Genomic DNA, 26,472 nt, shown 5'->3' with positions numbered 1-26,472 from the left:
CGGCCACATCTGGCCCTGAAGTACAAAACGCCCGATGACGTTCATCAGGCGTTTTATCGACAGAAAACTGTCAACCTATATCAGGACTAGTCACTATCTTGAGGATCTGTTCGTGAATCCGGATGTACGTGGTCAGCAGATTGGGAGACAACTGATTGAATACGTGCAGCAACAGGCACGCGAGCAACGAGCCTCCCGCCTCTACTGGCACACACATGAGACTAACCTACGCGGGCAACGTCTTTATGACTGGGTGGCGGAAAAAAGCGGCATGATTGAATATCAGATGTCGGTGAATTAACACCGCTTGCGGTCTATTGTCACGATGAGAATAAGGAACTAAATCACGGCATCCCTGATACATTCAAGGATGCCGTTTAGCGTTGTTGACGTAAACCTGTTACTTCATATATTCGCCGCTGCGCAGCGCTTCAATACGCTTATCCAGCGGTGGGTGCGTCATGAACATTTCGCTCAGCGACTTCGATTTACCGTTGATGCAGAACGCCATCATGCTGCTGGCTTCCTGCGGTTCATAGCTGGTTTTCAGACGCTGCAGCGCGGCAATCATCTTCTCACGACCGACCAGCTTCGCGGAGCCCGCATCAGCGTGGAATTCACGGTAGCGCGAGAACCACATGGTGATAATGCTCGCCAGAATACCAAACACCAGTTCCAGCACCGTGGCCACCGCGAAGTAAATCAGCGGGTTGCCGTTGCTGCTCTCTTCGCCATCGTCGCGGTTGCCGCCGAGGAAACCGGCCGCAATTTGCGCGATAACGCGAGAGATAAAGATAACGAAGGTGTTCACGATGCCCTGGATCAGGGTCATAGTGACCATGTCGCCGTTTGCGATGTGGCTGATTTCATGGGCGATAACGGCTTCCGCTTCGTCACGGCTCATGTTCTGCAGCAGACCGGTGCTCACGGCCACCAGCGACGCATCACGACGCGCACCGGTAGCAAAGGCGTTCATATCTGGCGCGTGGTACAGCGCAACCTGCGGCATAGCAATACCAACCTGCTGCGCCTGACGCGCAACGGTGTCTACCAGCCAGCGTTCCTGTTCAGTACGCGGCTGTTCAATCACTTCACCACCAACTGATTTCAGGGCCATCCATTTCGACATCATCAATGACACAATGGAACCGCCGAAACCAAATAGCAGCGCCATAATCAGCAGACCGGTCATGCTGCTCGACTGAATTCCTGTCAGGCTTAGCACCAGCCCAAACACAACCATTACCGCCAGGTTGGTCATCAGGAAGAGCGCGATTCGCATCATAATTTACTTTTAACCTCTTTTTAACAAAACGCACTATGCGATTACCCATATCGTAGGGGCAATCCGCGAATTTTCAACGATTACGTTACGCTAAGTCACGAGAAAGACACAACTTTACATTTTGTAGCATCGTGATTTACGAGAAGATACGAGAGATAAAAAAACAGGCACAATTGCTTGTGCCTGTTGGGGGATTACTTGGTTGCTGCCGGCTGTTCTGCCGGCGCGGCCTTCTCAAGCCTTGCCAGATCGATGGCGATGTCCACCGTCTCGTCAAGGTATGGATCCGGCTCTTTGTAGTCCTTCGGCAGATCTTCCAGCTTCTTCAGCTGTGGTTTGCCTTCACGCTTGTAGCGATCGTTAATCCGTGCGAGACGCGTTGCATCGTCCTCTTCGTTCTCTTTCTCACGCTGGGCGTAGTTCAGAGAAACGATACTGCGCTTATCCTTCAGTGCATTGAAGTGAGCAATATCTTTAGCGATGTACTGGAACTCTGGATCTTTTGCAATGCGGTCGCTATGCAGCTTCAGCAGCTCCGGCTCAAACGTTTTCATGTCACCAGACTTCACATAGGTGGCAGCATTAATGCTGTCCCACGGCAGTGCGTTGTCTTCAAACTTCTCACCGGTTTCGGTCTCTTCCGTGCCGGTTGGCATCATGATGTCCGGCGTTACCCCTTTACGCTGGGTACTGCCGCCGTTGATACGGTAGAACTTCTGAATGGTGTACTGGACAGAGCCCAGCGCTGGCCATTCAGGGCGCAGCATCTGATCGTAGATACGGTTCAGCGAACGGTACTGCTGGACAGTGCCTTTGCCGAAGGTCGGCTCACCGACGATCAGGGCACGGCCGTAGTCCTGCATCGCGGCAGCAAAGATTTCCGAAGCCGAGGCGCTGAAGCGGTCTACCAGCACCACCAGCGGGCCTTTGTAATAGACGACGCCATCAGTATCGCTATCTTCGCGCACCTTGCCATTGTTATCACGCACCTGCACAACCGGGCCGGACGGAATGAACAGACCGGAGAGCGAAACCGCTTCGGTCAGCGCGCCGCCGCCGTTGCTGCGCAGATCGATAATCACGCTGCTGACGTTCTGTTTTTCCAGCTTCTGCAGCTGCACCTTCACATCTTCGGTGAGGCCAACGTAGAAGCCAGGGATATCCAACACGCCGACTTTATCTTTACCGGTGCCTTTGATAGACATTTTCACCGCGCGGTCTTCAAGACGAATACGCTCGCGGGTCAGGGTCACAATACGGGTTTTAGAGCCTTTGCCTGCTGGAAGCACTTCCAGACGGACTTTGCTGCCCTTCGGCCCTTTGATCAGCGCCACGACGTCATCAAGACGCCAACCAATGACATCCACCATACCTTTACCGGTCTGGCCCACGCCGACGATACGATCGCCTACGCTAATCGCCTTACTCTTCGCCGCCGGTCCGCCTGCTACCATGGAGTTAATCACGGTGTAGTCGTCGTCCATCTGCAGCACCGCGCCAATCCCTTCCAGAGACAGGCTCATTTCGGTATTAAACTGCTCGGTGTTTCGCGGTGAGAGGTAGTTGGTGTGCGGGTCGATTTCACGGGCGAATGAGGTCATCGCCAGCGAGAACACATCTTCGCTGTTGGTCTGTGCCAGGCGACGAATCGCAAACTTGTAGCGACGCGACAGCGTATCGTGAATCTCTTTGTCGTCTTTGCCCGCCAACTTCAGGCTCAGCTGGTCAAATTTGACCTTACCGTCCCAAAGCGCATTCAGCTCGGCTTCATCCTTGGGCCACGGCGCTTTGCTGCGATCGAGGTTAAAGGTGTCGGTACCGGTGAAGTTCATCGGACGCTCAAGCACCTTCAGCGCATACTGATAGCGCTCAAAGCGACGCTTTTGCGCCAGATTGTAGAGGTCATAGAAGACATCAAGCTTGCCAGAACGCAGCTCATCGCCAATCAGCCCTTTCTTCGCGGAGAATTGCTCCACGTCGCTGGCCAGCAGCACATTGTGGCTATAGTCCAGTAGGTTCAGATAGCGGGTGAAGATTTTGGCCGAAAAAGCCTCGTCAAGATCGAACTGGCGGTAGTGGGAACGGGTAAAGCGCGATGTCACGCGCTCGCTCACCGTTGCGTGCTGCGTCTCTTCCTTCAGAATCGGAAGCTGATCAACACGGGTAATATCTTCCACCGCTAAGACCTGGCCTGTTATCACTAACAGACCAGCAAGCGCGGAGAGCCTAAAGAATTTGTTCATGCCTGGCCAGGCCTCCGTTTCAGAACACCAGGTGTTCTGCGCGTACAATCATTGACATACCAGAAGTAAGCTGCACACGAACGCCATCTTTGGTGATTTCCAGGATTGTGGCATCCATGGCGTTATTGCCCGCTTTAACTTTCAGGGATTGACCGACCGTCAGCGCAGACAGATCGGATACGGGGGTAAACTTCTCTTCGCGCACTTCGCGAACAGGTTTAGCCGCCGGTTTTTCTGCCGCAGGACGTGGTTTACGCTCTGCGCCTTCTTTACGACGTACTGGAGGACGCGGTTTACGCTCACGACGTGGCGCATCACCTTGCTCGCCCGCAGCAGCCGCCGCTTCGCGTTTCTTCGCCTGCTGTTCAGCGCGCTGTGCCTGAACGCGGGCTTTCGCTTCTTCAAGCTGCTGACGCGCATGCGCCACGTGCTGCTCATCCAGTTCGCCGCAAGGGTTGCCGTCGAGATCGACGCGCACTGCACCCGCTTTGATACCGTAGAGGTAGCGCCAACTGGAAGTATAAAGACGTAATGCGGAGCGCAGTTGAGTTTTGCTGAGGTTCATTTCCCCTTCAACACGCGCAACGAGATCCTGAAAAATACCGACTTTCAGGGGGCGGGCCTCGCCTTCCGCACTAAAGCACTGCGGGAAACGTTCGGCCAAAAATGCGATAACTTCTTTACTGCTGTTCAACTTAGGTTGATTTTCCATGAAATTTCCTGATTACAACGGACGTAGCCAACAAGCCGCAGGCATGAACAGGCGACATTATAATGACGCATTTCGTAAATGCTACGTTATCCGTTGATTATCCTTCGACGGGGGCAAAGAATTTTTGATAATTGGTCGCTTCGAGCACTTTTTGCAGGTGGACGACCAGTTCACGTAAGCCCGTCTCATCTTCTTCGCTAAAGCGGGAGAAGACGGTGCTATCGATGTCCAGCACGCCAATAACCTGACCGTTCACCTCAAGAGGTAGTACGATTTCGGAGTTGCTTGCAGCATCACAGGCGATATGACCATCAAAGGCATGGACATCTTCAATGCGCTGAACGCGATTTTCCGCCACGGCAGTACCGCAAACTCCGCGACCTACCGGAATACGTACGCAGGCAATTTTGCCCTGGAACGGGCCGAGAACCAGCGTATTACCTTCCAGCAGATAAAATCCTGCCCAGTTCACATCAGAAAGACGCTCGTACAGCAGCGCGCTGGTATTGGAGATTACCGCTAAGAAACTCGTTTCACCTGCCATCAATGCCTGAAAATCGCGGTTAAGATCCGCGTAAAATTCTGTTTTGCTCATTATCTAATCACTATTGTTTACGGTGTTACTGATGCGTTATCCAGCTTACAGCCTTATAAAATACGCATTAAGTGCGTTCGGGCTCAAGATGAATCGATACTTAGGTTAAGATAGAGTTATACATTCATTTCTCAATGTAATAAATGGCACTGACAACATCACGTATAACGCCGTCGAAAAAAATACATATTCACAAGATTAATGCATCGTTGCCGTGGGCACATTACCAACGTTGCCCCCAGTGCGATATGCTTTTTCGATTACCGGTCGTAAAATCATCACAAAGTGCCTACTGTCCACGCTGTAACGCCAAAGTGCGCGACGGGCGTGACTGGTCGTTGACCCGCCTCGGCGCGATGGCTATCACCATGCTGCTGCTGATGCCCTTTGCATGGAGCGAACCGCTGCTGCGTCTGCATCTGCTGGGCGTACGCATTGATGCCAACCTGCTGTCGGGCATCTGGCAGATGACCGATCAGGGCGATCCTATCACGGCGGCGATGGTCTTTTTCTGTACCGTCGGCGCGCCTTCCGTGCTGGTCGTCTCCATTGCCTATCTATGGCTCGGTAATATTCTGGGCATGAACCTCCGCCCCGTCCTGCTGATGCTCGATAAGCTTAAAGAGTGGGTGATGCTGGATATCTACCTGGTCGGGATCGCCGTCGCGTCGATAAAAGTTCAGGACTACGCCTTCCTGCAGCCAGGAATCGGCCTGCTGGCGTTTATCTCTCTGGTGGTGCTCAGCATCCTGACCCTGATTCACCTGAACATCGAGCAATTGTGGGAGCGCTTTTATCCCCAGCGCCCCGCCACGCGCCCGGACGCCAGCCTGCGCGTCTGCCTTGCATGTCACTATACCGGCTTTGCCGATGCGCGCGGGCGCTGCCGCCGCTGCCATACGCCGCTGCGCTACCGTCGTCGGCAGAGTTTGCAAAAAAGCTGGGCGGCACTGGTCAGCTCAATTGTCTTCCTCATACCTGCGAACCTGCTACCTATCTCCGTTATCTACGTCAACGGCGGGCGGCAGACAGACACCATCCTTTCTGGGATCATATCGCTTGCCAATAGCAATGTAGCGGTGGCGGCGGTGGTATTTATTGCCAGTATTCTGGTGCCGTTTACCAAAATTATCGTGATGCTGACGCTATTAATCAGCATTCACTTTAAGTGCGAACAGGGGTTGCGCACGCGCATACTGCTGCTGCGCTTTGTCACCTGGATTGGCCGTTGGTCAATGCTCGATCTGTTTGTGATTTCGTTAACCATGTCGCTCATCAATCGTGATCAGCTTCTCGCCTTCACGATGGGCCCCGCTGCGTTTTATTTCGGCGCTGCGGTAATATTAACTATTCTTGCTGTTGAATGGCTGGACAGCCGCATACTTTGGGACGCACATGAGTCAGGAAACGCCCGCTTCACAGACTGAGGCGCGAATTAAAACTAAACGCCGTATCTCTCCGTTCTGGCTGCTGCCGATCATCGCGTTGATGATTGCCGGCTGGCTTATCTGGAACAGCTATGAGGATCGCGGTACCACCATCACCATCGACTTCATGTCAGCGGACGGTATTGTGCCGGGCCGTACCCCAGTGCGCTTCCAGGGCGTTGAGGTCGGCACGGTTCAGGATATTCGCCTCGCCCAGGACCGCAGCAAAATCGAAGTGCGCGCCAGCATTAAATCCGATATGGAAGATGCGCTGCGCGACGAAACTCAGTTCTGGCTGGTCACCCCGAAGGCGTCCCTTGCCGGGGTCTCTGGGCTTGATGCGCTGGTTGGCGGTAACTATATCGGCATGATGCCGGGGAAAGGCGAAGCGCGCGATCACTTCACCGCGCTGGATACGCAGCCCAAATATCGCCTGAACAACGGTGAGCTGATGATCCATCTGCACGCCCCGGACTTAGGCTCGCTCAACAGCGGATCGCTGGTCTACTTTCGCAAAATTCCGGTCGGCCGCGTCTATGACTACGCCATTAACCCGAACAATCAGGGCGTCACCATTGATGTGCTGATCGAACGTCGCTTTACCAATCTGGTGAAAAAAGGCAGCCGCTTCTGGAACGTTTCGGGCATTAAGGCTGATGTAGGGCTCAGTGGCGCGAAGGTGCAGCTCGAAAGCCTCGCAGCGCTGGTGAACGGCGCAATCGCCTTTGACTCCCCTCCCGATTCGCAGGCCGCTGCACAGAATGATGAATACGGCCTCTATGAGGATCTTGCTCACAGCCAGCGCGGTGTGCTGGTACAGCTTCAACTGCCAAGCGGCGATGGTCTGAAGGCCGGTTCTACACCGATGCTCTATCAGGGGCTGGAAGTGGGCCAGTTGACCAAACTGACGCTCAACCCGGATAGCTCCGTCACCGGCGAAATGACCGTTGATCCCAGCGTAGTCTCGCTACTGCGGGAAAAAACGCGCATTGAGCTGCATCAGCCCAAGCTGTCGCTGGAGAACACCAATCTGAGCACACTGCTCACCGGCAGCACCTTTGAACTGGTGCCGGGCGACGGCGAGCCGAAAGATCGCTTTACCGTGCTGGCGGCAGACAAAACGCTGCTGCAACAGCCGGGCGTCATGACGCTGACGTTGACCGCGCCAGAAAGCTACGGCATCGATGCCGGGCAGCCGATTATGCTGCATGGGGTGAAAATCGGCCAGGTTATGGAACGCACGTTAACGGCGAAAGGTATTAGCTTTGCTATCGCCATCGATCCGCAGTACCGCGACCTGATCCACGGTGACAGCAAGTTTGTGGTCAACAGCAAGATGGATGTCAAAGTGGGCATCGACGGCGTTGAGTTCTTAGGCGCCAGCGCTAACGAATGGCTCAGCGGCGGGATTCGTATCCTGCCGGGTGAAAAAGGACCGATGAAGTCGAGCTACCCGCTGTTCTCTAACCTCGAGAAAGCGCAGGAGAACAACCTTAGCGACTACCCGACCACCACCCTGATGCTGACAGCGGAGACGCTGCCGGATATTCAGACCGGCTCGATCGTTCTGTATCGTAAATTTGAAGTCGGCGAGGTCACCTCGGTGCAACCCCGCGCCAACGCGTTCGATATTGCGGTGCACATTAAGCCGGAGTACCGCTCGCTGCTGACCCCAAATAGCGTCTTCTGGGCTGAAGGCGGCGCTAAGGTGCAGCTCAACGGCAGCGGCCTGACGGTGCAGGCCTCCCCACTCTCCCGCGCGCTGAAAGGGGCAATCAGCTTTGACAACCTCAATGCCGCCGGAGCAGGCAACCGTAAAGGCGAGAAACGCCTGCTTTACGCGTCGGAGACCGCCGCACGCGCCATTGGCGGGCAAATCACCCTCCACGCCTTTGATGCCGACAAGCTCTCGACCGGTATGCCGATTCGCTATCTCGGTATTGATATCGGTCAGGTGCAAAACCTGGAGCTGAACGCTTCGCGCAACGAAGTGCAGGCCAGCGCCGTGCTTTACCCTGAATATGTCTCAACCTTTGCGCGACGCGGCACTCGTTTCTCGGTGATCACGCCGCAAATCTCGGCGGCTGGCGTGGAGCATCTGGATACTCTGCTGCAGCCGTACGTTAACGTCGAACCAGGCCACGGCGAAATGCGCCGTGATTTTGAACTACAGGAAGCGACGATTTCCGACTCCCGCTACCTCAACGGCCTGAACATCGTGGTGGAAGCACCGGAAGCCGGTTCGCTAAGTATCGGGACGCCGATATTGTTCCGTGGGCTTGAGGTTGGCACCGTCACCGGACTACGTCTGGGCAGCCTTTCCGATCGAGTGATGATTGAAATGCGCATCGGCCAGCGCTACCAGCATCTGGTGCGCAACAACTCGGTGTTCTGGCTGGCCTCCGGCTATAGCCTCGATTTTGGCCTGGTGGGCGGCGTGGTGAAAACCGGTACCTTCAACCAGTTCATTCGCGGCGGTATCGCCTTTGCGACCCCGCCGGGCATCCCGCTGGCACCGAAAGCGCAGGAAGGGAAACACTTCCTGCTGCTGGAGTCTGAGCCGAAAGAGTGGCGAGAATGGGGCACAGCCCTGCCACGCTAAAACCCTCTGCGCCGGTGCCCGTCACCGGCGCATTTTTATGATAAACTGCGCGCTCTTTATCTCCTTGTGGTATTCACCAGTGGCTCAAAACTCAGTCTATTTCCCCGATGAATTCCTTGCGCAGATGCGTGAGGCCATGCCGAAAAATCTCTCTTTTGATGCATTTCTTGATGCCTGCCAGCGCCCGCTGCGTCGCAGCATTCGCGTCAACACGCTCAAAATTACCGTGGATGATTTTCTGGCGCTGGTTGCGCCGTACGGCTGGCAGCTAACTCCGGTTCCCTGGTGCGCCGAAGGTTTCTGGATTGAACGCGAAAATGCCGATGAGATCCCGCTGGGCAGCGCCGCCGAGCATTTGAGCGGCCTGTTTTATATCCAGGAAGCCAGCTCCATGCTGCCCGTCGCCGCGCTGTTTGCCGATGGCACTACACCCGCACGCGTGATGGATGTCGCCGCCGCGCCAGGCTCGAAAACGACGCAGATCGCCGCTCGAATGGAAAACCGCGGCATGCTGCTGGCTAATGAATTTTCAGCCAGTCGCGTCAAGGTATTGCATGCCAACATCAGCCGCTGCGGTATCGCCAATACCGCCCTGACCCACTTTGACGGTCGCGTATTTGGCGCAGCGCTGCCGGAGAGCTTTGACGCTATCCTGCTCGATGCCCCGTGCTCTGGCGAAGGCGTGGTGCGTAAAGACCCGGACGCGCTAAAAAACTGGTCGCTCGCCAGCAACCTGGAAATCGCCAGCACCCAGCGTGAGCTTATCGACAGCGCATTCCATGCTCTGCGCCCCGGCGGCACGTTGGTCTACTCCACCTGCACGCTTAATCGCGATGAAAACGAATCGGTGGTCAACTGGCTGCTTGAGCGTTACCCAGAAGCGGTGGAAGTGCTGCCGCTGGGCGATCTTTTCCCAACGGCAGAGCAGGCGCTGACCCCGGAAGGCTATCTGCACGTCTTCCCACAAATTTACGACTGTGAGGGTTTCTTCGTCGCTCGACTGCATAAAACAGCGGCGATCGACCCGCTGCCCGCCCCGGGCTACAAGGTCGGCAAATTCCCGTTTGTGCCAATGAAAACTCGCGAATCAGCGGCGGTAGCCGAGGCGGCTAAGCGTGTGGGAATCGAGTGGGATGCGTCGCTAACACTCTGGCAGCGCGACAAAGAGATCTGGCTGTTCCCGACGGAAATAGAGCCGCTGCTGGGCAAAGTGCGTTTCTCCCGCATCGGCATTAAGCTTGCTGAAACCCACAATAAAGGCTTCCGCTGGCAGCATGAAGCGGTTATCGCCCTGGCAAACACCGAGAAGCTTGGGCATGAATTGACGGCAGAAGAAGCGCAGGAATGGTATCGCGGGCGCGATGTTTACCCGGAAAACGCCCCAGTGCAGGATGACGTCATTGTCACGTACCAGGGCTTTCCGCTCGGGCTGGCAAAGCGTATTGGTTCTCGCCTAAAAAACAGTTACCCGCGAGAACTGGTGCGCGATGGGAAACTTTTTATTAACAGGTCGGAGTAGCGCACAAAAAAAGCGCATTTTTTTAATTGGCGAAATGCTCTGCGTTGGCTAGGATAAAAAGGTACGGCCACTGGTCGTACCACACCGGTCAGCAGATTAACGGAGAGCATTATGAGTAAAACCAGCGTACGCATCGGCGCATTCGAGATCGATGATGCCGTGCTGCACGCCGAACAACACGGCGAGCGAACGTTAAGCATCCCTTGTAAGTCCGATCCCGATTTGTGCATGCAGTTAGATGCCTGGGATGCCGACATCAGCATCCCGGCCCTTCTTGATGGCGAACATTCAGTTCTTTATCGCAAACATTACGATCAACCGTCCGATGCCTGGGTTATGCGGCTTGTCTAACCCAAAAAGAACCCGCCAATTGGCGGGTTATTTATTTTATTTAGCGTGTGGCACCGCTTTGTAGAGCGACGCTTCTCCCCGCGGTCGGGTTTTGAACCGACGATGCACCCACAGATACTGCTCCGGCGCACGTAAAATCTCGCGTTCGATAATCTTGTTCATGTAACTCGCCGCAGACACTTCATCCCCGCAAGGATAATCGGTCATCGCTTCACTAATGTGCAGCGTGTAGCCCTTCATATTCGGTTTACGCACCATGGTCACGGTCAGCATAGCGGCCCCAGAAAGTCGCGACAGCACGTTGGTACCGTTGGTAGTGGCCGCTTCGTTCACTGAGAAGAACGGGGCAAATACGCTCCCTTTCGGGCCGTAATCCTGATCCGGCGCAAACCACACCGCTTCACCCGCTTTCAGCGCCTGAACCAGGCCACGCAGGTTACGACGATCGATCATCGCTTTGTTCGAGCGCAGACGGCCGGTGGTTTGTACCCACTCCATCAGCGGGTCGTTATGCGGACGATAGGTTGCCATCATCGGACGACACAGACCCATCGCACGGCCGCCTAATTCCAGCGACATAAAATGCACACCAACCACCATCACCCCACGCTGCTCTTTCAGCGCGTGCATCAGGTTGGCATAGCCTTCGACATCAAACCACTTGCGCACGCGCGCATCGCTCCAGAACCAGGCCATACCGGTTTCGATAAGCCCCATGCCCAGAGACATAAAGTTTTGTTCAATCAGTTTTTCGCGCTCGGCGGCATCCATATGCGGGAAGCAGAGCTCAATATTGCGCGTAGCAATTTGCTCACGGCGTTTTAAAAAACGGCGCGACGCTTTACCAACGGAGGTGCCGAGCAGATGGAGAAGCGGATAAGGGAGTTGGACTACCAGCCATAACAGAGCAAGCGCAAACCACTTCAGCCCATTGCGAGGGTGAAGTAAACGAACATCAAAATTCTGGAACATCATTTCTTCCGGATAACGTGGAGCACAGCACAAGGTAACGCGTAAGGAAAAAAACGAGTCCGTTCATCAGTCTTTAAGCGGTACGTATGAGTGTTTGACAGTACTGCGTTCGACAAATTCACTGCCCGGACGTTTATTTACAAAACGGCAGAAAACAGAGGTGTGATGCGGCGTGGCAGGCTGTGGCTTAACTCGCCGCAAGCATGCGCTTTTTCTTCAAAAAAAAATAGCGATTTTTATTCACGAGTTGAAATAAATATTCGAATAATGAGTGAAATTATAATTAGCGTGGTAGCCATTATTGCAAACGAAATGATTATCCAGCGATTTTCTGACGTTCTATTAGCGAACTCACATTTTCACGGAAATTTTTTTTTGCCAAATGACGCAAAAGTGCTTGGATGCCGCCGAGAATCTGTTTACATTGGGTTAACAAGGACACGAACAGTAAAGTGTGTTTACCCTGCGGAGGGAAGCTGCAGATAAAAAGAGACCGAAAACGATTCCTGTTTTCGGTCCAGGGAAATGGCTCTTGGGAGAGAGCCGTGCGCTAAAAGTTGGCATTAATGCAGGCTAAGTCGCCTTGCTTTATAAGAATAGATGACCGTGACAGGTTTTCCAGTCCACAACTGCTGTGAGCTGAAAAATTTCGTTCAACAAACGGCATAACATAAAAAAACCGCAGCCTTTTCTGCAAAAGGCTTGCGGTTTTTTTATTGATTCCTAAACAGATATCCTGCGATTTAGCAGAGTTTCTGCGCTCGCTCGATAAACGGCGCGAGGCTCATTTTCACGCCGGGCTGTTTCGGATCGTCAACCTGGATGATACTCAGCGGCTGCGCCTGCGTTTTGCCCTCCTTCACCTGCTGCTCTGCAACATCGTTCAGCGGATACTGTACCAGCGTACTAGGGTTAATCACGTACAGCGCGTTATCAGGCCGACAGGTCAGCATCACCTCTTCGCGGTTAAACGCCCACTTATCTTTGCCCACCTCAAAGCGGCTCACGGTGATGATCTGCGCCGACAGCGCGGATCCCGACGCCGTTAATAACAACAAAGAGAGAATAATCTTTTTCATAATTCGCCAGTTCAATTAAAAAGGTTCCCAGGTCGCAAACAGGCTTACGCACGCCAGCACCAGTGCCCCCAGGACAATTTCAGCCTGCGTGGTCCGCAGGAAAATACGCGACACCCAATCAGGGGCTGTCGGCATGCGCGGCACCAGCAGGTAACGATTCGCTAGCGCCACCAGCACCATCAGCGCGACAAAACTACACTTCACCCACAGCGCTATTCCGTAAGACGTCGCGGTGGTGAATCCGCCCTGAATCAGCCATGCGTTGACTACCCCGCTGGCGATGGCCCCCGCTACCGCCAGATGCCCATAGCGAGAAAAACGCATCATGGTAGCAATTGCCGGTTGACGCCAGCGCCCTTTCGCCAGCCGCAGGCAGTAGAGGAACGGAATTAGCCCGCCCACCCATGCCCCGGCACACAGCAGATGGATCGCATGATTGACGCGCTGCAATACGCCCACTGCCCCGTCGTTCATGGCAGCATGACCGACGCCCGCCAGCAGGATAAACTGAGCCACGCAGAGAAGCAAAAGTCGCCGCATCATCTGTCGTGGCCGAATCCAGGCCACGCCCAGAGCTACCCACGCCAGCACAATCTGCCATAACCAGACGCTGCCGAAATGCGTCTGCAATACCGCTTGCCAAACCTCTGGCCGCCAGGTATCTGACCACCCGTCGCCCATCAACCCGCCCTGCACCACCAGCATCAGCATTGCCGAGAGCACACTCAGCGTCAGCGAACCGCGCAGCAGTCTGGAAAAGCGTTGCACCAGAAGACGTCGAAGTTCTTTTGGTGCCCACCATCCGGCATAAAGCGTGCAGCCAAAGGCGACCATCAGCGCGGCGAAGTGGGTAAAGCGCAACCCAACGTAGAGAGCCGTCAACATGGTTACTTGACGCTAAACTGGTACTGACCTTTGGTCTTATGGCCGTCGACGGAAACCACGTGCCATTCGACGGTATAGAGCCCATCACCCAGCGTTTCGCTCAGCGGAATAACCAGCTGTGTGTTGTCCTTCTCGTTGCGCACCGCTTTACCGACCGGGATAATCCGCTTTTCGGGGCCGGTTAGCGTCACGCCGCTGAATCCCAGTTCGATGCCTTCGGAGAAGTTAAGGGTTAAAGTTTGCGGCGACGGGCTGACCTCCGAATTGGCCGCGGGGGTTTGCTGTTGCAAATGTGCGTGTGCAAAGACAGGTGAAGCCGTCAGCGATCCGAGTAAAAACAGCGTGGCACCTAGCGCGCGAGGAGCGGTGAATTTCATTTCCATCATTCCCTTTTGTTATCGATATATGACAAAGAATAACGCTGTATAATGTTCACGTCGAGATGAGCACCCTCTGGACTTGCCATTTTGCGATACTCTTAGTAACTTTTGCGCGTTATCCCAAGGAGAAAATCATGCATACCAATCTGGCAACTCTACCTCAGGACGAGATGGACAAAGTGAACGTCGATCTGGCCGCCGCAGGCGTAGCGTTTAAAGAGCGTTACAATATGCCGGTCGTCGCCGAAGTGGTGGAACGCGAACAGCCAGCGCACCTGCGTGACTGGTTCCGCGAACGGTTAATTACGCACCGGTTAGCCTCGGTTAACCTTTCTCGCCTGCCGTACGAGCCAAAAGCCAAATAAAGCTTACGCTAAGTGACAGTTCCTTACGTCCATCCTGATACTATCTTCTGGGATAAAAGCCCAATGACAACGTGTTGAAGGATGCAACTATGCTGACATGGACTATTGCTGCAGCGCAATATGCTCCCCGTAGAGGGGATATCGCTGAGAACATTACCCACCATCTGCGGTTTATCGATGCCGCCGCCGAGCAGGCCTGTAAGGTATTAATCTTCCCGGAGCTTTCTCTGACCGGCCCCGATGATGAGCAAACGTTGCCCGCACCGCCGAACGATACCCAGCTACAGCCCTTAAGCGAGGCCGCCCAGCGGCACCAGATGACCATTATCGCCGGGTTACCAATGGAAAACGACGGTAAGCGCATCAAAGGCATTGTGATCTTCGCCCCACACGCCACCGGCCCTATCAAACGGCATCAGGGCCAGGGAACCTGCCTGGCCCCGGAGTCAGACCAAATCAGCGTCTTTGAACTGCACCATGAAGGCTGCGAACTTTCGCCACAGGCCTCGCTGCTGGCAACGGTCAGTTCAATGGCTGAACCGCAGCAACAGCGAACCAGCCAGCGGCTGCAGCGATTTGCCCATAAGTACGCTATTGCTGTGCTGAAATCGAACTACGCCAATGGTACCTTCTCCGGTGGCAGCGCGCTGTGGGATGAAAACGGTCAGCTTATTGTACGTGCCGATGAGGGTGAACTGCTGCTGACAGGCAGAAAGAGCGCCCAGGGTTGGCAAGGCGAGATCATTCCTTTACGCTAAACGTTTTAGGCCGGAGTTTGCCATGCTGCGCGTAATCGATACAGAAACCTGTGACCTGCAAGGAGGCATCGTGGAGATCGCCTCCGTTGATGTTATTGACGGTAAAATCGTCAACCCCATGAGTCATCTGGTGCGTCCGGACCGCCCTATCAGCCCGCAAGCGATGGCCATTCACCGGATCACCGAAGAGATGGTGGCCGACAAGCCGTGGATTGAGGAGGTGGTGCCGTTTTATCAGGGCAGCCCCTGGTACGTTGCCCACAACGCCAGCTTTGACCGCCGCGTGCTGCCAGAAATGGACGGCGAGTGGATCTGCACCATGAAGATGGCCCGCCGCCTGTGGCCGGGCATCAAGTACAGCAATATGGCGCTGTATAAGTCGCGCAAGCTCAGCGTGGCGACGCCGCCGGGCCTGCATCATCACCGCGCACTTTACGACTGTTATATCACCGCCTCGCTGCTGATTGACATTATGCAGGTGTCAGGCTGGACGCCGGACCAAATGGTGGACGTTACCGGCCGGCCGGCGCTGCTGCGTACTTTTACTTTCGGCAAATACCGCGGGCAGGAAGTAGCTGAAGTGGCGAAAAACGATCCGGGCTACCTGCGCTGGCTGTTTAACAACCTCGACCGCATGAGCCCGGAACTGCGCGTGACCCTAAAGCACTATCTCGAACAGTAGCTAGCGCTCGGACTGCCCCGGCAAGGTCCCCTGCGCCAGGGCAATCAGGAAGGCAAATTCCAACGCCACCCCCTCATAGCTTTTATAGCGACCGGACTTCCCACCGTGGCCGGAGTCCATCTCGGTGCACAGCAGCAGCAGGTTATCGTCTACCTTCAGTTCACGCAGCTTCGCCACCCATTTTGCTGGCTCCCAATACTGCACCTGAGAATCATGTAGCCCGGAGGTCACCAGCAGGTGCGGATAAACCTGTGCCTTGACGTTGTCATAAGGGCTGTAGGACTTCATATAGCGATAGTAGGTTTCATCTTGCGGATTCCCCCACTCTTCAAACTCACCGGTAGTCAGCGGAATCGACTCATCGAGCATGGTGGTCACCACATCGACAAACGGCACCTGCGCGACAACGCCGTGAAACAGTTCAGGGCGCTCGTTAATCACAGCCCCCATCAACAGGCCTCCCGCGCTACCACCCATGCCATAACAGAGCGCCGGGGCGCCGTAGCCTTTCGCCAGCAGCGCATCGCAGACATCAAGGTAGTCATTGAAGGTGTTTTTCTTTTTGAGGAATTTTCCCTCTTCATACCAGAGCTGCCCTAGCTCACCGCCGCCGCGAATATGGGCGATGGCAAAGACGAAGCCCCGATCGAGCAGGCTTAAGCGGCTGCTGCTAAAATCGGCGTCCATACTGGCTCCGTAGGAACCATAGCCGTAGACCAGCAGCGGATTTTTACCGCGCCGGAAATGCTCATGACGATAGACCAACGACACAGGCACCTCGACGCCATCGCGTGCGGTAATCCAGATGCGTTCACTGCGGTAACGACTGGCGTCAAACCCTTTCACCTCCTGCTGTTTCAGCACACGGCGCTCGCCGCTGTCCATATCCAACTCAAACAGCGTGTCCGGTGTGGTCATCGATGAATAGCCGTAGCGCAGGCAGGCGGTTTCCGGTTCCGGGTTATAGGCAATCCAGGTCACATAGGCCGGATCGTCAAAGACAATTGCCGTTTCCTGTTGGCGATGGCGATGTATCTGCCGCAGGCTGGTTAAGCCATGCTGGCGCTCTTCCACCACCAGCCAGTCGCGAAACAGCGTGAAATCCTCCAGCATCACCGCATCGCGCGGTGCGATCAGGGTTTGCCACTCGGCCTCTTCCCAGGATTCACTGCGATACAGGCCGAAGTTTTTACCCTCACGGTTAGAACGCAGGTAGAACTGGTTTTGGTAGTGATCGAGGCTGTATTCGTGATCTTTACGACGCGGGACATAGACGCGCGGCCTGGCGTTGGCCTGGTCGGCATCCAGCAGCAGCATTTCACTGGTGGTGGTGCTGGACAACGCAATCACCACGTACTGGCGTGAAGAGGTCTTGTGCAGGCTGACGTAAAACATCTCGTCCTGCTCTTCGTAAATCAGTTCATCCTGCTCAGCAGGCGCACCAACCTGATGTCGCCACACCTGCCACGGCAGCAGCGTCGTTGGATGCTGACGCACGTAGTAAAGCACGCGCGAATCGTTGGCCCACACCACGCCCGGTGAAACATCATCAATCACTTCCGGCAGCCAGGTTTCGTTCTCCAGATGGCGAATGCGCAGACTGTACTGGCGACGGGAAAGGAAATCCTCGGTTACCGCCAGCAGATTATTGTCTGGTGCGACGTTCAGCCCGCCCAGAGTATAGAACTCGCTGTGCGCCGCCCGTTTGTTTTCATCAATCAGCAAGGACCACTCATCACTGCTTAATGCCTGGCGCTGGTAAATCGCATATTCACGGCCCGGCTCAAACACCTGGCGATAGCGATAGCCGTTTTTGATATAGGGTGCTGAAACCTCACGTGGAGGGATCCTGTCAACAATCTCTTTTAGCACGCGATCCTGCAGGCTGCGCTGGGAGGACATTACTTCGCGCCCGTAGGTGTTCTCCTGCTGCAGGTAATCCAGCACCGCGGGTTTAGAGCGGGTGTCATCGCGAAGCCAGTAGTAGTTATCGACGCGCGTATCACCATGCAAAGTCATGGTGTGGGGTATCCGTTTCGCTTTAGGTGGCATCTCGTTATTCTTCTTGTGGTGTTAATTCATTATTAAGCCTGGCAAAAGTCGCGCTCATTGCCAACTTAACCTATCACCTCATCCTACGTTTCATCCGCCTTTTGTGCCACTCGCAAGACAGACGCAAACGTTTTCGTTTATAATGCGCCAAACTTTGGATAGACGGTGGAATGGGTAATGACGTTATTAGGAACAGCTCTGCGTCCTGCTGCGACGCGCGTAATGCTTCTGGGTTCAGGTGAGTTAGGTAAAGAAGTGGCGATCGAATGCCAACGCTTAGGCATTGAAGTGATCGCCGTGGATCGTTACGCCGATGCGCCGGCCATGCACGTTGCGCATCGCGCTTACGTTATCAACATGCTCGATAGCAACGTGCTGAAAGCGCTGGTTGCGCAGGAAAAGCCGGACTTTATCGTGCCAGAAATTGAAGCTATCGCCACGGATGCGCTGATTGAGCTTGAGCAAGCGGGTCAGAAGGTGGTGCCTTGCGCCCGTGCAACCAAACTGACGATGAACCGTGAAGGCATTCGCCGTCTGGCGGCGGAAACCCTCAAGCTTCCCACCTCGGCCTACCACTTTGCCGACAGCGAAGCGCAGTTCCGCGAGGCGGTCACCGATATCGGCCTGCCGTGCATCGTGAAGCCGGTGATGAGTTCATCCGGCAAGGGTCAGACTTTTATTCGTCATGAAGATCAGCTGGCACAGGCCTGGCAATATGCCCAGGAAGGCGGTCGCGCCGGTGCGGGCCGGGTGATCGTTGAAGGGGTGGTTAATTTTGATTTCGAAATCACCCTGCTGACCGTCAATGCCGTCGACGGCGTTCATTTCTGCGCGCCAGTCGGCCACCGTCAGGAAGATGGCGACTACCGTGAATCCTGGCAGCCGCAGCAGATGAGCGAACTGGCGCTGGCGCGTGCGCAGGAGATCGCCCGCGAGGTGGTGCTGGCGCTGGGCGGCTATGGTCTATTCGGCGTAGAGCTGTTTGTGTGTGGTGATGACGTGGTGTTCAGCGAAGTCTCCCCTCGCCCACACGATACCGGCATGGTGACGTTGATTTCGCAGGACGTCTCCGAGTTTGCCCTCCACGTTCGCGCTTTCCTCGGGCTGCCGATTGGCGCCATCCGTCAGTACGGCCCGTCAGCTTCTGCGGTACTGCTGCCGACACTGACCAGTCGTAATGTCACTTTTGATAACGTGCAGAATGCGCTAAGCGCCGGGGTACAGCTTCGTCTGTTCGGTAAACCGGATATTGCGGGTTCTCGCCGTATGGGCGTGGCGCTGGCAACGGCGGACAGCGTTGAAGAGGCCGTCGAGCGCGCCAAAATCGCCGCTGCGGCAGTGGTGGTTCAGGGGTAAGAAAAAAGGCGGGCTGCTTGCGCATACCCGCCCTTTTTTTGCTTACCCGGCCATCAGGCAGGGTGCAGCAAACACCTTACAGCTTCGCGCCTTCAACCGCTTCGCGAGCCAGTTTGGTGATGCGATCGTAGTCGCCTGATTCCAGCGCGTCAGCCGGAACCAGCCAGGAACCGCCGATGCACAGTACGCTTTTCAGCGCCAGGTAATCACGGTAGTTAGCTGGAGAGATACCGCCGGTTGGGCAGAAACGAATCTGAGAGAATGGACCCGCGATCGCCTGCAGCGCTTTCACGCCGCCGTTCGCTTCAGCCGGGAAGAATTTGAACTCTTTCAGGCCGTGTTCCATACCCAGCATCAGTTCAGACACGGAGCAGATACCTGGGATCAGCGGAATGGTGCCCGCGGTAGCCGCTTTCAGCAGGTTATCGGTCAGGCCTGGGCTGATAGCAAACTGCGCGCCAGCTTCGGTCACTTCTTTCAGCTGCTGAGCGTTGGTCACGGTACCCGCGCCCACGATAGCGTCCGGCACTTCTTTGGCAATAGCGCGGATAGCGTCCATCGCACAAGCGGTACGCAGCGTCACTTCCAGAACGCGTACGCCACCAGCCACCAGCGCTTTCGCCATCGGTACTGCGTGCTCAAGCTTGTTAACCACGATTACCGGTACTACCGGGCCAGTGGTCAGGATTGCTTCAGCAGTTGTTTTCCAGTTTTTCATCAGAAATTTTCTCTCGCCAGATCTACAAAACGTGTCATCTTAAAAGGTAATACAGGTTGCGCCCTGCTCTGCGCCGGACAGTTTTTCCCGTAGTGCGCTAAACAGTTCACGGCCTGTCCCCACGCGCGAAGCGCTCAGATCGGGAATATGCGGTTGGCGTGCGGCCAGCTCGGCTTCATCAACCAGCAGCGTCAGCTCGCCGGTCTGGCCATTGACGCGAATCATGTCGCCATCGCGCACTTTCGCCAGCAGGCCACCGTCATAAGCTTCAGGGGTTACGTGGATCGCTGACGGTACTTTACCGGATGCACCGGACAGTCGTCCATCAGTGACTAACGCAATTTTGAAACAGCGGTCCAATAATACACCAAGTGGCGGCATAAGTTTATGTAATTCTGGCATGCCGTTCGCTTTTGGCCCTTGATGACGCACAACAACCACGCAATCTTTATCCAGTAAGCCCGCTTCGAACGCTGGCAGCACATCGTGCTGGCTCTCGAAGACCACGGCTGGCGCTTCAATAATCTGGTTTTCAACCGGGACGGCTGAGGTTTTCATGACTGCACGGCCCAGGTTGCCGCTCAGTACTTTGGTACCGCCATGTTTAGAGAACGGCTTGTCGAAGGTGGCGATGATGTTGTCATCCAGCGAGGCGGTTGCGCCTTCACGCCAGTCAAGCTTGCCGTTGTTCAGCCACGGTTCCATGGTGTAGTGCGAGAGGCCAAAACCGGCCACCGTGTTGACGTCTTCATGCAACAGGCCGCCTTTCAGCAGTTCACGTACCAGTACCGGTACGCCACCCGCCGCCTGGAAGTGGTTGATATCGGCCGGGCCGTTCGGGTAGAGACGCGCCATCAGCGGCACGACTTCAGACAGGTCAGAGAAATCATCCCAGTTGATAATGATGCCCGCCGCGCGCGCCATCGCCACCAGGTGCATGGTGTGGTTGGTTGAACCGCCGGTTGCCAGCAGCGCCACGATGCCGTTGACCACCACTTTTTCGTCGATCATTTTACCAAGCGGCATCCACTCGTTGCCGTTACCGGTCATACGCGTTACCTGACGCGCTGCGGCAGCGGTCAGTTCAGCACGCAGCGGTGCGTCCGGATGAACGAATGAGGACCCTGGCAACTGCATGCCCATAAATTCAATCACCATCTGGTTGGTGTTGGCGGTGCCATAGAAGGTGCAGGTACCCGGCGCGTGGTAGGACGCGGCTTCAGACTCCAGTAGCGCGTTACGATCCACTTTACCTTCAGCATAAAGCTGACGAATACGCACTTTTTCTTTGTTCGGTAGGCCGCTCGCCATCGGGCCTGATGGGATAAAGACAGACGGCAGATGACCAAAAGAGAGCGCCGCCATGGCAAGCCCTGGAACGATTTTGTCGCACACGCCGAGATACAGCGCGCCATCAAACATATTGTGGGATAGACCCACGGCGGCAGACATGGCGATCACTTCGCGGCTCAGCAGGGAAAGCTCCATACCGTCCTGCCCCTGCGTCACACCGTCACACATAGCCGGTACGCCGCCCGCGACCTGACCGACCGCGTTCACGCTGTGCAGCGCTTTGCGGATCAACTCCGGGTAATGTTCATAAGGCTGATGGGCAGAAAGCATGTCGTTATAGGAGGTAATGATCGCGATATTGTTACGCAGCATGCTCTTCAGCGATGCTTTATCGTCCGGCTGACAGGCAGCGAAACCGTGTGCCAGGTTACCGCAGGCCAGTTCAGAACGGTGAACCGTTTCAGTTTTGGCCTGATTGATACGCGCCAGGTAGGCTTCGCGGGTTTCACGCGAGCGTTCAATAATACGATTTGTTACGCGTAACATTACAGAGTTCATAAAGGCTCCTTAAAATTTTTCTGTCCAGGCCGCTATCTTACACGGATAAATCATCGGTCTGATTTATCGGAAAAGCCCGTATAGCGCAGCTCAGAGGCAAAGGTCTACCGGTAGTGTAATAAAAAAAGCCCCGGTGGTGAATCCACCCGGGGCTTAAATGCGCAAAAATAGCACTACATGCTGTGTTAGATCATGTTACCGGTAAAATAACCCTCTTGGATTATCGAGACCGGTTATTCGAACTCATTCCAGGAACGTCCATCACGGGTGATCATCGCGACCGAAGCAACCGGTCCCCAGGTGCCAGCCTGGTACGGTTTTGGCGCGTCTTTATCGCTTGCCCATGCTTCCGTGATGGAGTCGACCCACTTCCACGCCTCTTCCACTTCGTCACGACGCACGAACAGCGCCTGAATACCACGCATGGTTTCCAGCAGCAGACGTTCGTAGGCATCTGCCAGGTGAGTCTGATTGAAGGTCTCGGAGTAGCTCAGATCCAGTTTGGTCACCTGCAGGTTATGCTTGTGCTCAAGTCCTGGGACCTTGTTGAGGATCTGAATATCCACGCCTTCATCCGGCTGCAGACGGATAGTCAGTTTGTTCTGCGGCAGCTCAGGCCAGGTTTCCTTGAACAGGTTCAGCTCAGGGTTTTTGAAGTAGACAACAACTTCAGAGCATTTGGTCGGCAGACGTTTACCGGTACGCAGGTAGAACGGCACACCCGCCCAACGCCAGTTATCAATATCCACGCGAATAGAAACGAAGGTTTCGGTACTGCTGGATTTGTTTGCACCCTCTTCTTCGAGATAGCCCGGGACTTTCTGCCCCTGCGCAAACCCTGCGGTATACTGGCCACGCACGGTTTTATCGCGAACGTTGCTGCGGTCAATGCGGCGCAGCGACTTCAGCACTTTTACTTTCTCATCACGGATGCTGTCAGCGGTCAGGTCGGACGGCGGCGCCATCGCAATCATGCACAGAATTTGCAGCAGGTGGTTCTGGATCATATCGCGCATTTGACCGGCCTGGTCGAAGTAACCCCAACGGCCTTCAATCCCGACTTCCTCAGCCACGGTGATTTCCACGTGATCGATAGTGCGGTTATCCCAGTTGTTCACAAACAGGGAGTTGGCAAAGCGCAGCGCCAGTAAGTTCAGTACCGTTTCTTTACCCAGATAGTGGTCGATACGGTAAACCTGGCACTCTTCAAAGTATTCGCCCACCTGGTCGTTGATCTCACGTGAGGTTTCCAGTGAGGTACCCAGCGGTTTTTCCATGACCACGCGCGCAGGCTTGGCATTCAGCTTGGCTTCACCCAGGCCGCGGCAAATGGCGCCAAAGGTGCTAGGCGGCATGGCGAAGTAGTTAATGGTGATGCGATTTTTTTGATCGAGCATCTCACCCAGACGCGAAAATGCTGGCGCATCGTTAACATCAAGGTTGCAAAAATCAAGACGCGCGCTGAGGGTATCCCACAAACTTTCGTCAATCTTCTCTTTCATGAAGGTTTCGAGCGCTTCGCGGACAACTTTGGTGTATGCCGCTTTATCCCAGTCAGCACGGCCTACGCCGATAATCCGGGTGTCCGGGTTAATCTGGCCGGCTTTTTCCAGCTGATACAGGGAAGGCAGCAATTTTCGGCGGGCCAAGTCGCCCTTCGCGCCGAAAATGACCAGATCGCATGCCTGGGCCGTTTGCGTTACCGCCATGTCATTCTCCTCAGTTAAAGATCCCGGTTTACCACCCAAAGGCGCTGCCAGGTTATATACCCGCTAGCTATCAGGTTTTCCTGAAAAATAGCGAATATCGTTGTAATTTTCTTACGGTGCACTGTACTGTGTTTACGAAATTGCCGAAACCCTTTAACGCGCGTCAACGCGTCCGATCGCACAAATCGGAACCATCAAGGCCTGAGTTTTAGGCAATCCGCCAGTATTGTTCGTTCTTTCGCCCGAGCGGCGTCTATTAAAATACGACGCTGATCATGTAATGAAAAAAAACAACATTTTTTGCTGTTTCTCTCCACTTTTCGCCAGGCTTCAGGCGTATATTCTTGCTAAAACGCCTGCAGATTTCACCCATTAATGGAATCGTTTCAATCTATGAGCAACTTGTCACGATGAACATGCTGGAAAGAATCCAGAACCAACTGGAAAACCTTAGCAAATCCGAGCGAAAAGTGGCGGAAGTTATTCTTGCCGCTCCTGAACAGGCAATCCACTCAAGCATTGCCGCGCTCGCCCTTGAGGCTGAGGTCAGCGAACCTACCGTCAACCGCTTCTGTCGCAGTATGGAGACCCGCGGCTTCCCCGACTTTAAGCTCCATCTTGCCCAAAGTCTGGCCAACGGTACACCGTATGTTAATCGTAATGTTGATGAAGATGACAGCGTTGAAGCGTATACGGCGAAAATTTTCGAGTCTGCCATGGCAAGCCTGGCGCACGTGCGTCAATCGCTGGATATGTCGGCGGTTAACCGCGCGGTGGATCTGCTGACCCAAGCCAAGAAAATTGCCTTCTTCGGCTTAGGCTCTTCCGCCGCCGTGGCGCACGACGCGATGAACAAGTTTTTTCGCTTTAACGTCCCAGTCATCTATTCTGATGACATCGTACTGCAACGTATGAGCTGTATGAATTGCAGCGACGATGACGTTGTGGTGCTGATTTCCCATACCGGTAGAACTAAAAGCCTGGTTGAGGTCGCCCAGGTGGCGCGGGAAAATGATGCTATGGTTATCGCCATCACCTCCGCCGGCACGCCGCTGGCCCGAGAAGCGACCCTTGCCATCACGCTGGATGTTCCCGAAGATACCGACATTTATATGCCAATGGTCTCCCGACTCGCGCAGCTTACCGTGATCGATGTCCTGGCAACTGGTTTTACCCTGCGTCGAGGGGCGAAATTCCGGGATAACTTGAAGCGAGTCAAAGAAGCATTAAAGGAATCGCGGTTTGATAAAGAGCTATCCGCACACAGCGATAATCACTAAAAGCGATAATAAAAGTGTAACCTATTAAAACATTCGGTAACGCTTGCTACCGAATCCTGTTCACGCAACACCTGAGTTGTATTAGTCAACGGAGTATTACATGTCCAGAAGGCTTCGCAGAACCAAGATCGTCACCACGTTAGGCCCAGCAACCGACCGCGATAACAACCTCGAGAAGGTAATTTCCGCCGGTGCTAACGTCGTACGCATGAACTTCTCTCACGGAACACCAGAAGATCATCAGCTACGCGCTGACAAAGTACGCGAAATCGCAGCAAAACTGGGCCGCCATGTAGCTATTCTTGGCGATCTGCAAGGACCAAAAATTCGCGTCTCTACCTTTAAAGAAGGTAAAGTTTTCCTCAATATCGGCGACAAATTCCTGCTCGATGCCAACCTTGGTAAAGGCGAAGGCGACAAAGAGAAAGTGGGCATCGACTATAAAGGTCTGCCTGCCGACGTCGTGCCGGGCGACATCCTGCTGCTGGATGATGGCCGCGTACAGCTGAAAGTGCTGGAAATTCAGGGCATGAAGGTGTTCACCGAGGTAACCGTCGGCGGCCCGCTGTCCAACAATAAAGGCATCAACAAGTTAGGCGGTGGCCTCTCGGCTGAAGCCCTGACCGATAAAGACAAAGCGGATATTCATACCGCCGCTAAAATCGGCGTTGATTACCTGGCCGTCTCCTTCCCGCGCTGCGGCGAAGACCTGAACTACGCTCGCCGTCTGGCACGTGAAGCTGGCTGCGATGCAAAAATCGTCGCTAAAGTAGAACGTGCGGAAGCGGTGTGCAGCCAGGACGCGATGGACGACATCATTCTGGCTTCTGACGTGGTGATGGTTGCCCGTGGTGACCTGGGCGTTGAAATCGGCGACCCTGAGCTGGTCGGTATCCAGAAAGCGCTGATTCGTCGCGCGCGTCAGTTGAACCGTTCAGTGATCACCGCAACCCAGATGATGGAGTCGATGATCACCAACCCAATGCCTACCCGTGCGGAAGTGATGGACGTGGCGAACGCCGTACTGGACGGTACCGATGCGGTGATGCTGTCTGCAGAAACCGCAGCGGGCCAGTACCCTTCTGAAACCGTGGCGGCCATGGCGCGGGTTTGCCTGGGCGCAGAGAAGATCCCAAGCATCAACGTTTCTAAACACCGTTTGGATGTTCAGTTCGACAACGTGGAAGAAGCGATTGCCATGTCGGCAATGTATGCAGCAAACCACCTGAAAGGCGTTACCGCCATCATCACCATGACCGAGTCTGGCCGTACCGCGCTGATGACCTCTCGTATCACTTCCGGGCTGCCTATCTTCGCTATGTCTCGTCACGAGCGTACGCTGAACCTGACGGCGCTGTACCGTGGCGTCACCCCGGTATTCTTCGATAGCGAATGCGACGGCGTAGCTGCCGCACACGATGCAGTAAACCTGCTGCGTGATAAAGGCTATCTGATGTCCGGCGACCTGGTTATCGTGACCCAGGGCGATGTGATGAGCACCGTGGGCTCAACCAATACCACGCGTATCCTGACCGTCGAGTAAATTATTCTCGATATAAATAAATATCCTCCGGCATAGCCGGAGGTTTTTCTGATGCGCCTATAAGGCTCTCTTACCAGCCGCGCCCTAACAGGCGCATACGATCTGACA

General features: G+C 54.8%; 22 protein-coding genes and 1 pseudogene. 11 read left to right on the top strand and 12 right to left on the bottom strand.

Translation table 11 applies throughout. The features are described 5' to 3' along the window. Window positions 1–94: 94 nt before the first annotated feature. Window positions 95–301, top strand: a pseudogene (locus tag ACLGE8_RS22120) (GNAT family N-acetyltransferase); the annotation flags it as partial. A gap of 99 nt (window positions 302–400) precedes the next feature. On the opposite strand, the gene htpX reads toward ACLGE8_RS22120, so the two are convergent. From htpX to ACLGE8_RS22100, 4 genes are all read right to left on the bottom strand, one after another. Beyond that, window positions 401–1,285 carry a protease HtpX gene (htpX, locus tag ACLGE8_RS22115; protein WP_035891656.1) on the bottom strand — a complete coding sequence of 295 codons (885 nt, stop codon included), beginning with the start codon at window positions 1,283–1,285 and terminating at the stop codon, window positions 401–403. 194 nt (window positions 1,286–1,479) lie between these two features. After that, entirely contained in the window at window positions 1,480–3,528 is a 2,049-nt protein-coding gene (gene prc, locus ACLGE8_RS22110; RefSeq protein ID WP_411001234.1) for a carboxy terminal-processing peptidase, read from the bottom strand. 19 nt (window positions 3,529–3,547) lie between these two features. Next, the gene (gene proQ, locus ACLGE8_RS22105) at window positions 3,548–4,240 is read right to left on the bottom strand and encodes an RNA chaperone ProQ (protein WP_411001232.1); all 693 of its coding nucleotides are present in this window, start codon (window positions 4,238–4,240) and stop codon (window positions 3,548–3,550) included. Window positions 4,241–4,337: 97 nt separating this feature from the next. Further along, window positions 4,338–4,835 carry a GAF domain-containing protein gene (locus ACLGE8_RS22100; protein ID WP_411001230.1) on the bottom strand — a complete coding sequence of 166 codons (498 nt, stop codon included), beginning with the start codon at window positions 4,833–4,835 and terminating at the stop codon, window positions 4,338–4,340. A 143-nt stretch (window positions 4,836–4,978) separates the two neighbouring features. Between ACLGE8_RS22100 and yebS the strand changes: the two genes are divergently transcribed. From yebS to ACLGE8_RS22080, 4 genes are all read left to right on the top strand, one after another. Beyond that, window positions 4,979–6,262 carry a membrane integrity lipid transport subunit YebS gene (gene yebS, locus ACLGE8_RS22095; RefSeq protein ID WP_411001228.1) on the top strand — a complete coding sequence of 428 codons (1,284 nt, stop codon included), beginning with the start codon at window positions 4,979–4,981 and terminating at the stop codon, window positions 6,260–6,262. Then, complete coding sequence (locus ACLGE8_RS22090) at window positions 6,231–8,864, top strand: MlaD family protein (protein WP_411001226.1); 2,634 nt, start codon at window positions 6,231–6,233, stop codon at window positions 8,862–8,864. Before yebS ends, ACLGE8_RS22090 begins: the two co-directional genes overlap by 32 nt. Window positions 8,865–8,943: 79 nt before the next feature. Next, window positions 8,944–10,383, top strand: a complete 1,440-nt coding sequence (gene rsmF / locus ACLGE8_RS22085; protein ID WP_411001224.1) for a 16S rRNA (cytosine(1407)-C(5))-methyltransferase RsmF — start codon at window positions 8,944–8,946, stop codon at window positions 10,381–10,383. A gap of 111 nt (window positions 10,384–10,494) precedes the next feature. Then, a complete protein-coding gene (locus tag ACLGE8_RS22080; protein WP_035891671.1) occupies window positions 10,495–10,734 on the top strand; it encodes a YebV family protein in 240 nt (79 codons plus the stop codon). A 36-nt stretch (window positions 10,735–10,770) separates the two neighbouring features. On the opposite strand, the gene lpxP is transcribed toward ACLGE8_RS22080, so the two are convergent. The 4 genes from lpxP to yobA form a co-directional block, all read right to left on the bottom strand. After that, window positions 10,771–11,706 carry a kdo(2)-lipid IV(A) palmitoleoyltransferase gene (gene lpxP, locus ACLGE8_RS22075; RefSeq protein WP_411001240.1) on the bottom strand — a complete coding sequence of 312 codons (936 nt, stop codon included), beginning with the start codon at window positions 11,704–11,706 and terminating at the stop codon, window positions 10,771–10,773. A gap of 743 nt (window positions 11,707–12,449) precedes the next feature. Next, window positions 12,450–12,788 carry a YebY family protein gene (locus tag ACLGE8_RS22070; RefSeq protein ID WP_411001238.1) on the bottom strand — a complete coding sequence of 113 codons (339 nt, stop codon included), beginning with the start codon at window positions 12,786–12,788 and terminating at the stop codon, window positions 12,450–12,452. 12 nt (window positions 12,789–12,800) lie between these two features. Further along, a complete protein-coding gene (gene copD, locus ACLGE8_RS22065) occupies window positions 12,801–13,670 on the bottom strand; it encodes a copper homeostasis membrane protein CopD (protein ID WP_411001222.1) in 870 nt (289 codons plus the stop codon). A gap of 2 nt (window positions 13,671–13,672) precedes the next feature. Next, window positions 13,673–14,047: a CopC domain-containing protein YobA gene (gene yobA, locus ACLGE8_RS22060; protein WP_411001220.1), complete on the bottom strand. Its 375-nt coding sequence runs from the start codon at window positions 14,045–14,047 to the stop codon at window positions 13,673–13,675. A gap of 137 nt (window positions 14,048–14,184) precedes the next feature. On the opposite strand from yobA, the gene ACLGE8_RS22055 reads away from it, so the two are divergent. From ACLGE8_RS22055 to exoX, 3 genes are all read left to right on the top strand, one after another. Further along, complete coding sequence (locus tag ACLGE8_RS22055; RefSeq protein WP_185667589.1) at window positions 14,185–14,415, top strand: DNA polymerase III subunit theta; 231 nt, start codon at window positions 14,185–14,187, stop codon at window positions 14,413–14,415. Window positions 14,416–14,504: 89 nt separating this feature from the next. Then, window positions 14,505–15,173 (top strand): carbon-nitrogen hydrolase family protein, encoded by a 669-nt coding sequence (locus ACLGE8_RS22050; RefSeq protein ID WP_411001217.1) that lies wholly within the window; start codon window positions 14,505–14,507, stop codon window positions 15,171–15,173. Between the two features lie 22 nt (window positions 15,174–15,195). Then, on the top strand, window positions 15,196–15,855 hold the full coding sequence (exoX, locus tag ACLGE8_RS22045) for an exodeoxyribonuclease X (RefSeq protein WP_185667587.1): 660 nt from the start codon (window positions 15,196–15,198) through the stop codon (window positions 15,853–15,855). Here exoX and ptrB read toward each other — a convergent pair whose 3' ends face one another. Further along, window positions 15,856–17,907: an oligopeptidase B gene (ptrB, locus tag ACLGE8_RS22040; RefSeq protein WP_411001215.1), complete on the bottom strand. Its 2,052-nt coding sequence runs from the start codon at window positions 17,905–17,907 to the stop codon at window positions 15,856–15,858. A 177-nt stretch (window positions 17,908–18,084) separates the two neighbouring features. Between ptrB and purT the strand changes: the two genes are divergently transcribed. Continuing rightward, on the top strand, window positions 18,085–19,263 hold the full coding sequence (gene purT, locus ACLGE8_RS22035) for a formate-dependent phosphoribosylglycinamide formyltransferase (protein ID WP_411001213.1): 1,179 nt from the start codon (window positions 18,085–18,087) through the stop codon (window positions 19,261–19,263). Between the two features lie 76 nt (window positions 19,264–19,339). Here purT and ACLGE8_RS22030 read toward each other — a convergent pair whose 3' ends face one another. The 3 genes from ACLGE8_RS22030 to zwf form a co-directional block, all read right to left on the bottom strand. Beyond that, on the bottom strand, window positions 19,340–19,981 hold the full coding sequence (locus tag ACLGE8_RS22030) for a bifunctional 4-hydroxy-2-oxoglutarate aldolase/2-dehydro-3-deoxy-phosphogluconate aldolase (protein ID WP_411001211.1): 642 nt from the start codon (window positions 19,979–19,981) through the stop codon (window positions 19,340–19,342). Window positions 19,982–20,020: 39 nt separating this feature from the next. Then, entirely contained in the window at window positions 20,021–21,832 is a 1,812-nt protein-coding gene (gene edd / locus ACLGE8_RS22025) for a phosphogluconate dehydratase (protein ID WP_333497545.1), read from the bottom strand. A gap of 233 nt (window positions 21,833–22,065) precedes the next feature. Next, window positions 22,066–23,541: a glucose-6-phosphate dehydrogenase gene (gene zwf / locus ACLGE8_RS22020; protein WP_185667582.1), complete on the bottom strand. Its 1,476-nt coding sequence runs from the start codon at window positions 23,539–23,541 to the stop codon at window positions 22,066–22,068. A gap of 410 nt (window positions 23,542–23,951) precedes the next feature. On the opposite strand from zwf, the gene ACLGE8_RS22015 reads away from it, so the two are divergent. Both ACLGE8_RS22015 and pyk read left to right on the top strand, forming a co-directional pair. Further along, window positions 23,952–24,821, top strand: a complete 870-nt coding sequence (locus tag ACLGE8_RS22015; protein WP_411001236.1) for a MurR/RpiR family transcriptional regulator — start codon at window positions 23,952–23,954, stop codon at window positions 24,819–24,821. Window positions 24,822–24,921: 100 nt separating this feature from the next. After that, window positions 24,922–26,364 carry a pyruvate kinase gene (pyk, locus tag ACLGE8_RS22010; RefSeq protein ID WP_035891694.1) on the top strand — a complete coding sequence of 481 codons (1,443 nt, stop codon included), beginning with the start codon at window positions 24,922–24,924 and terminating at the stop codon, window positions 26,362–26,364. Window positions 26,365–26,472 lie beyond the last annotated feature (108 nt).

It is taken from the genome of Kluyvera sp. 142486 (genome assembly GCF_046569695.1).
In the GTDB taxonomy this organism is placed as follows: Bacteria; Pseudomonadota; Gammaproteobacteria; order Enterobacterales; family Enterobacteriaceae; genus Kluyvera.
The sequence above is the reverse complement of the archived record's forward strand: the minus strand, read 5'-3'. Positions and strand labels throughout refer to the sequence as shown.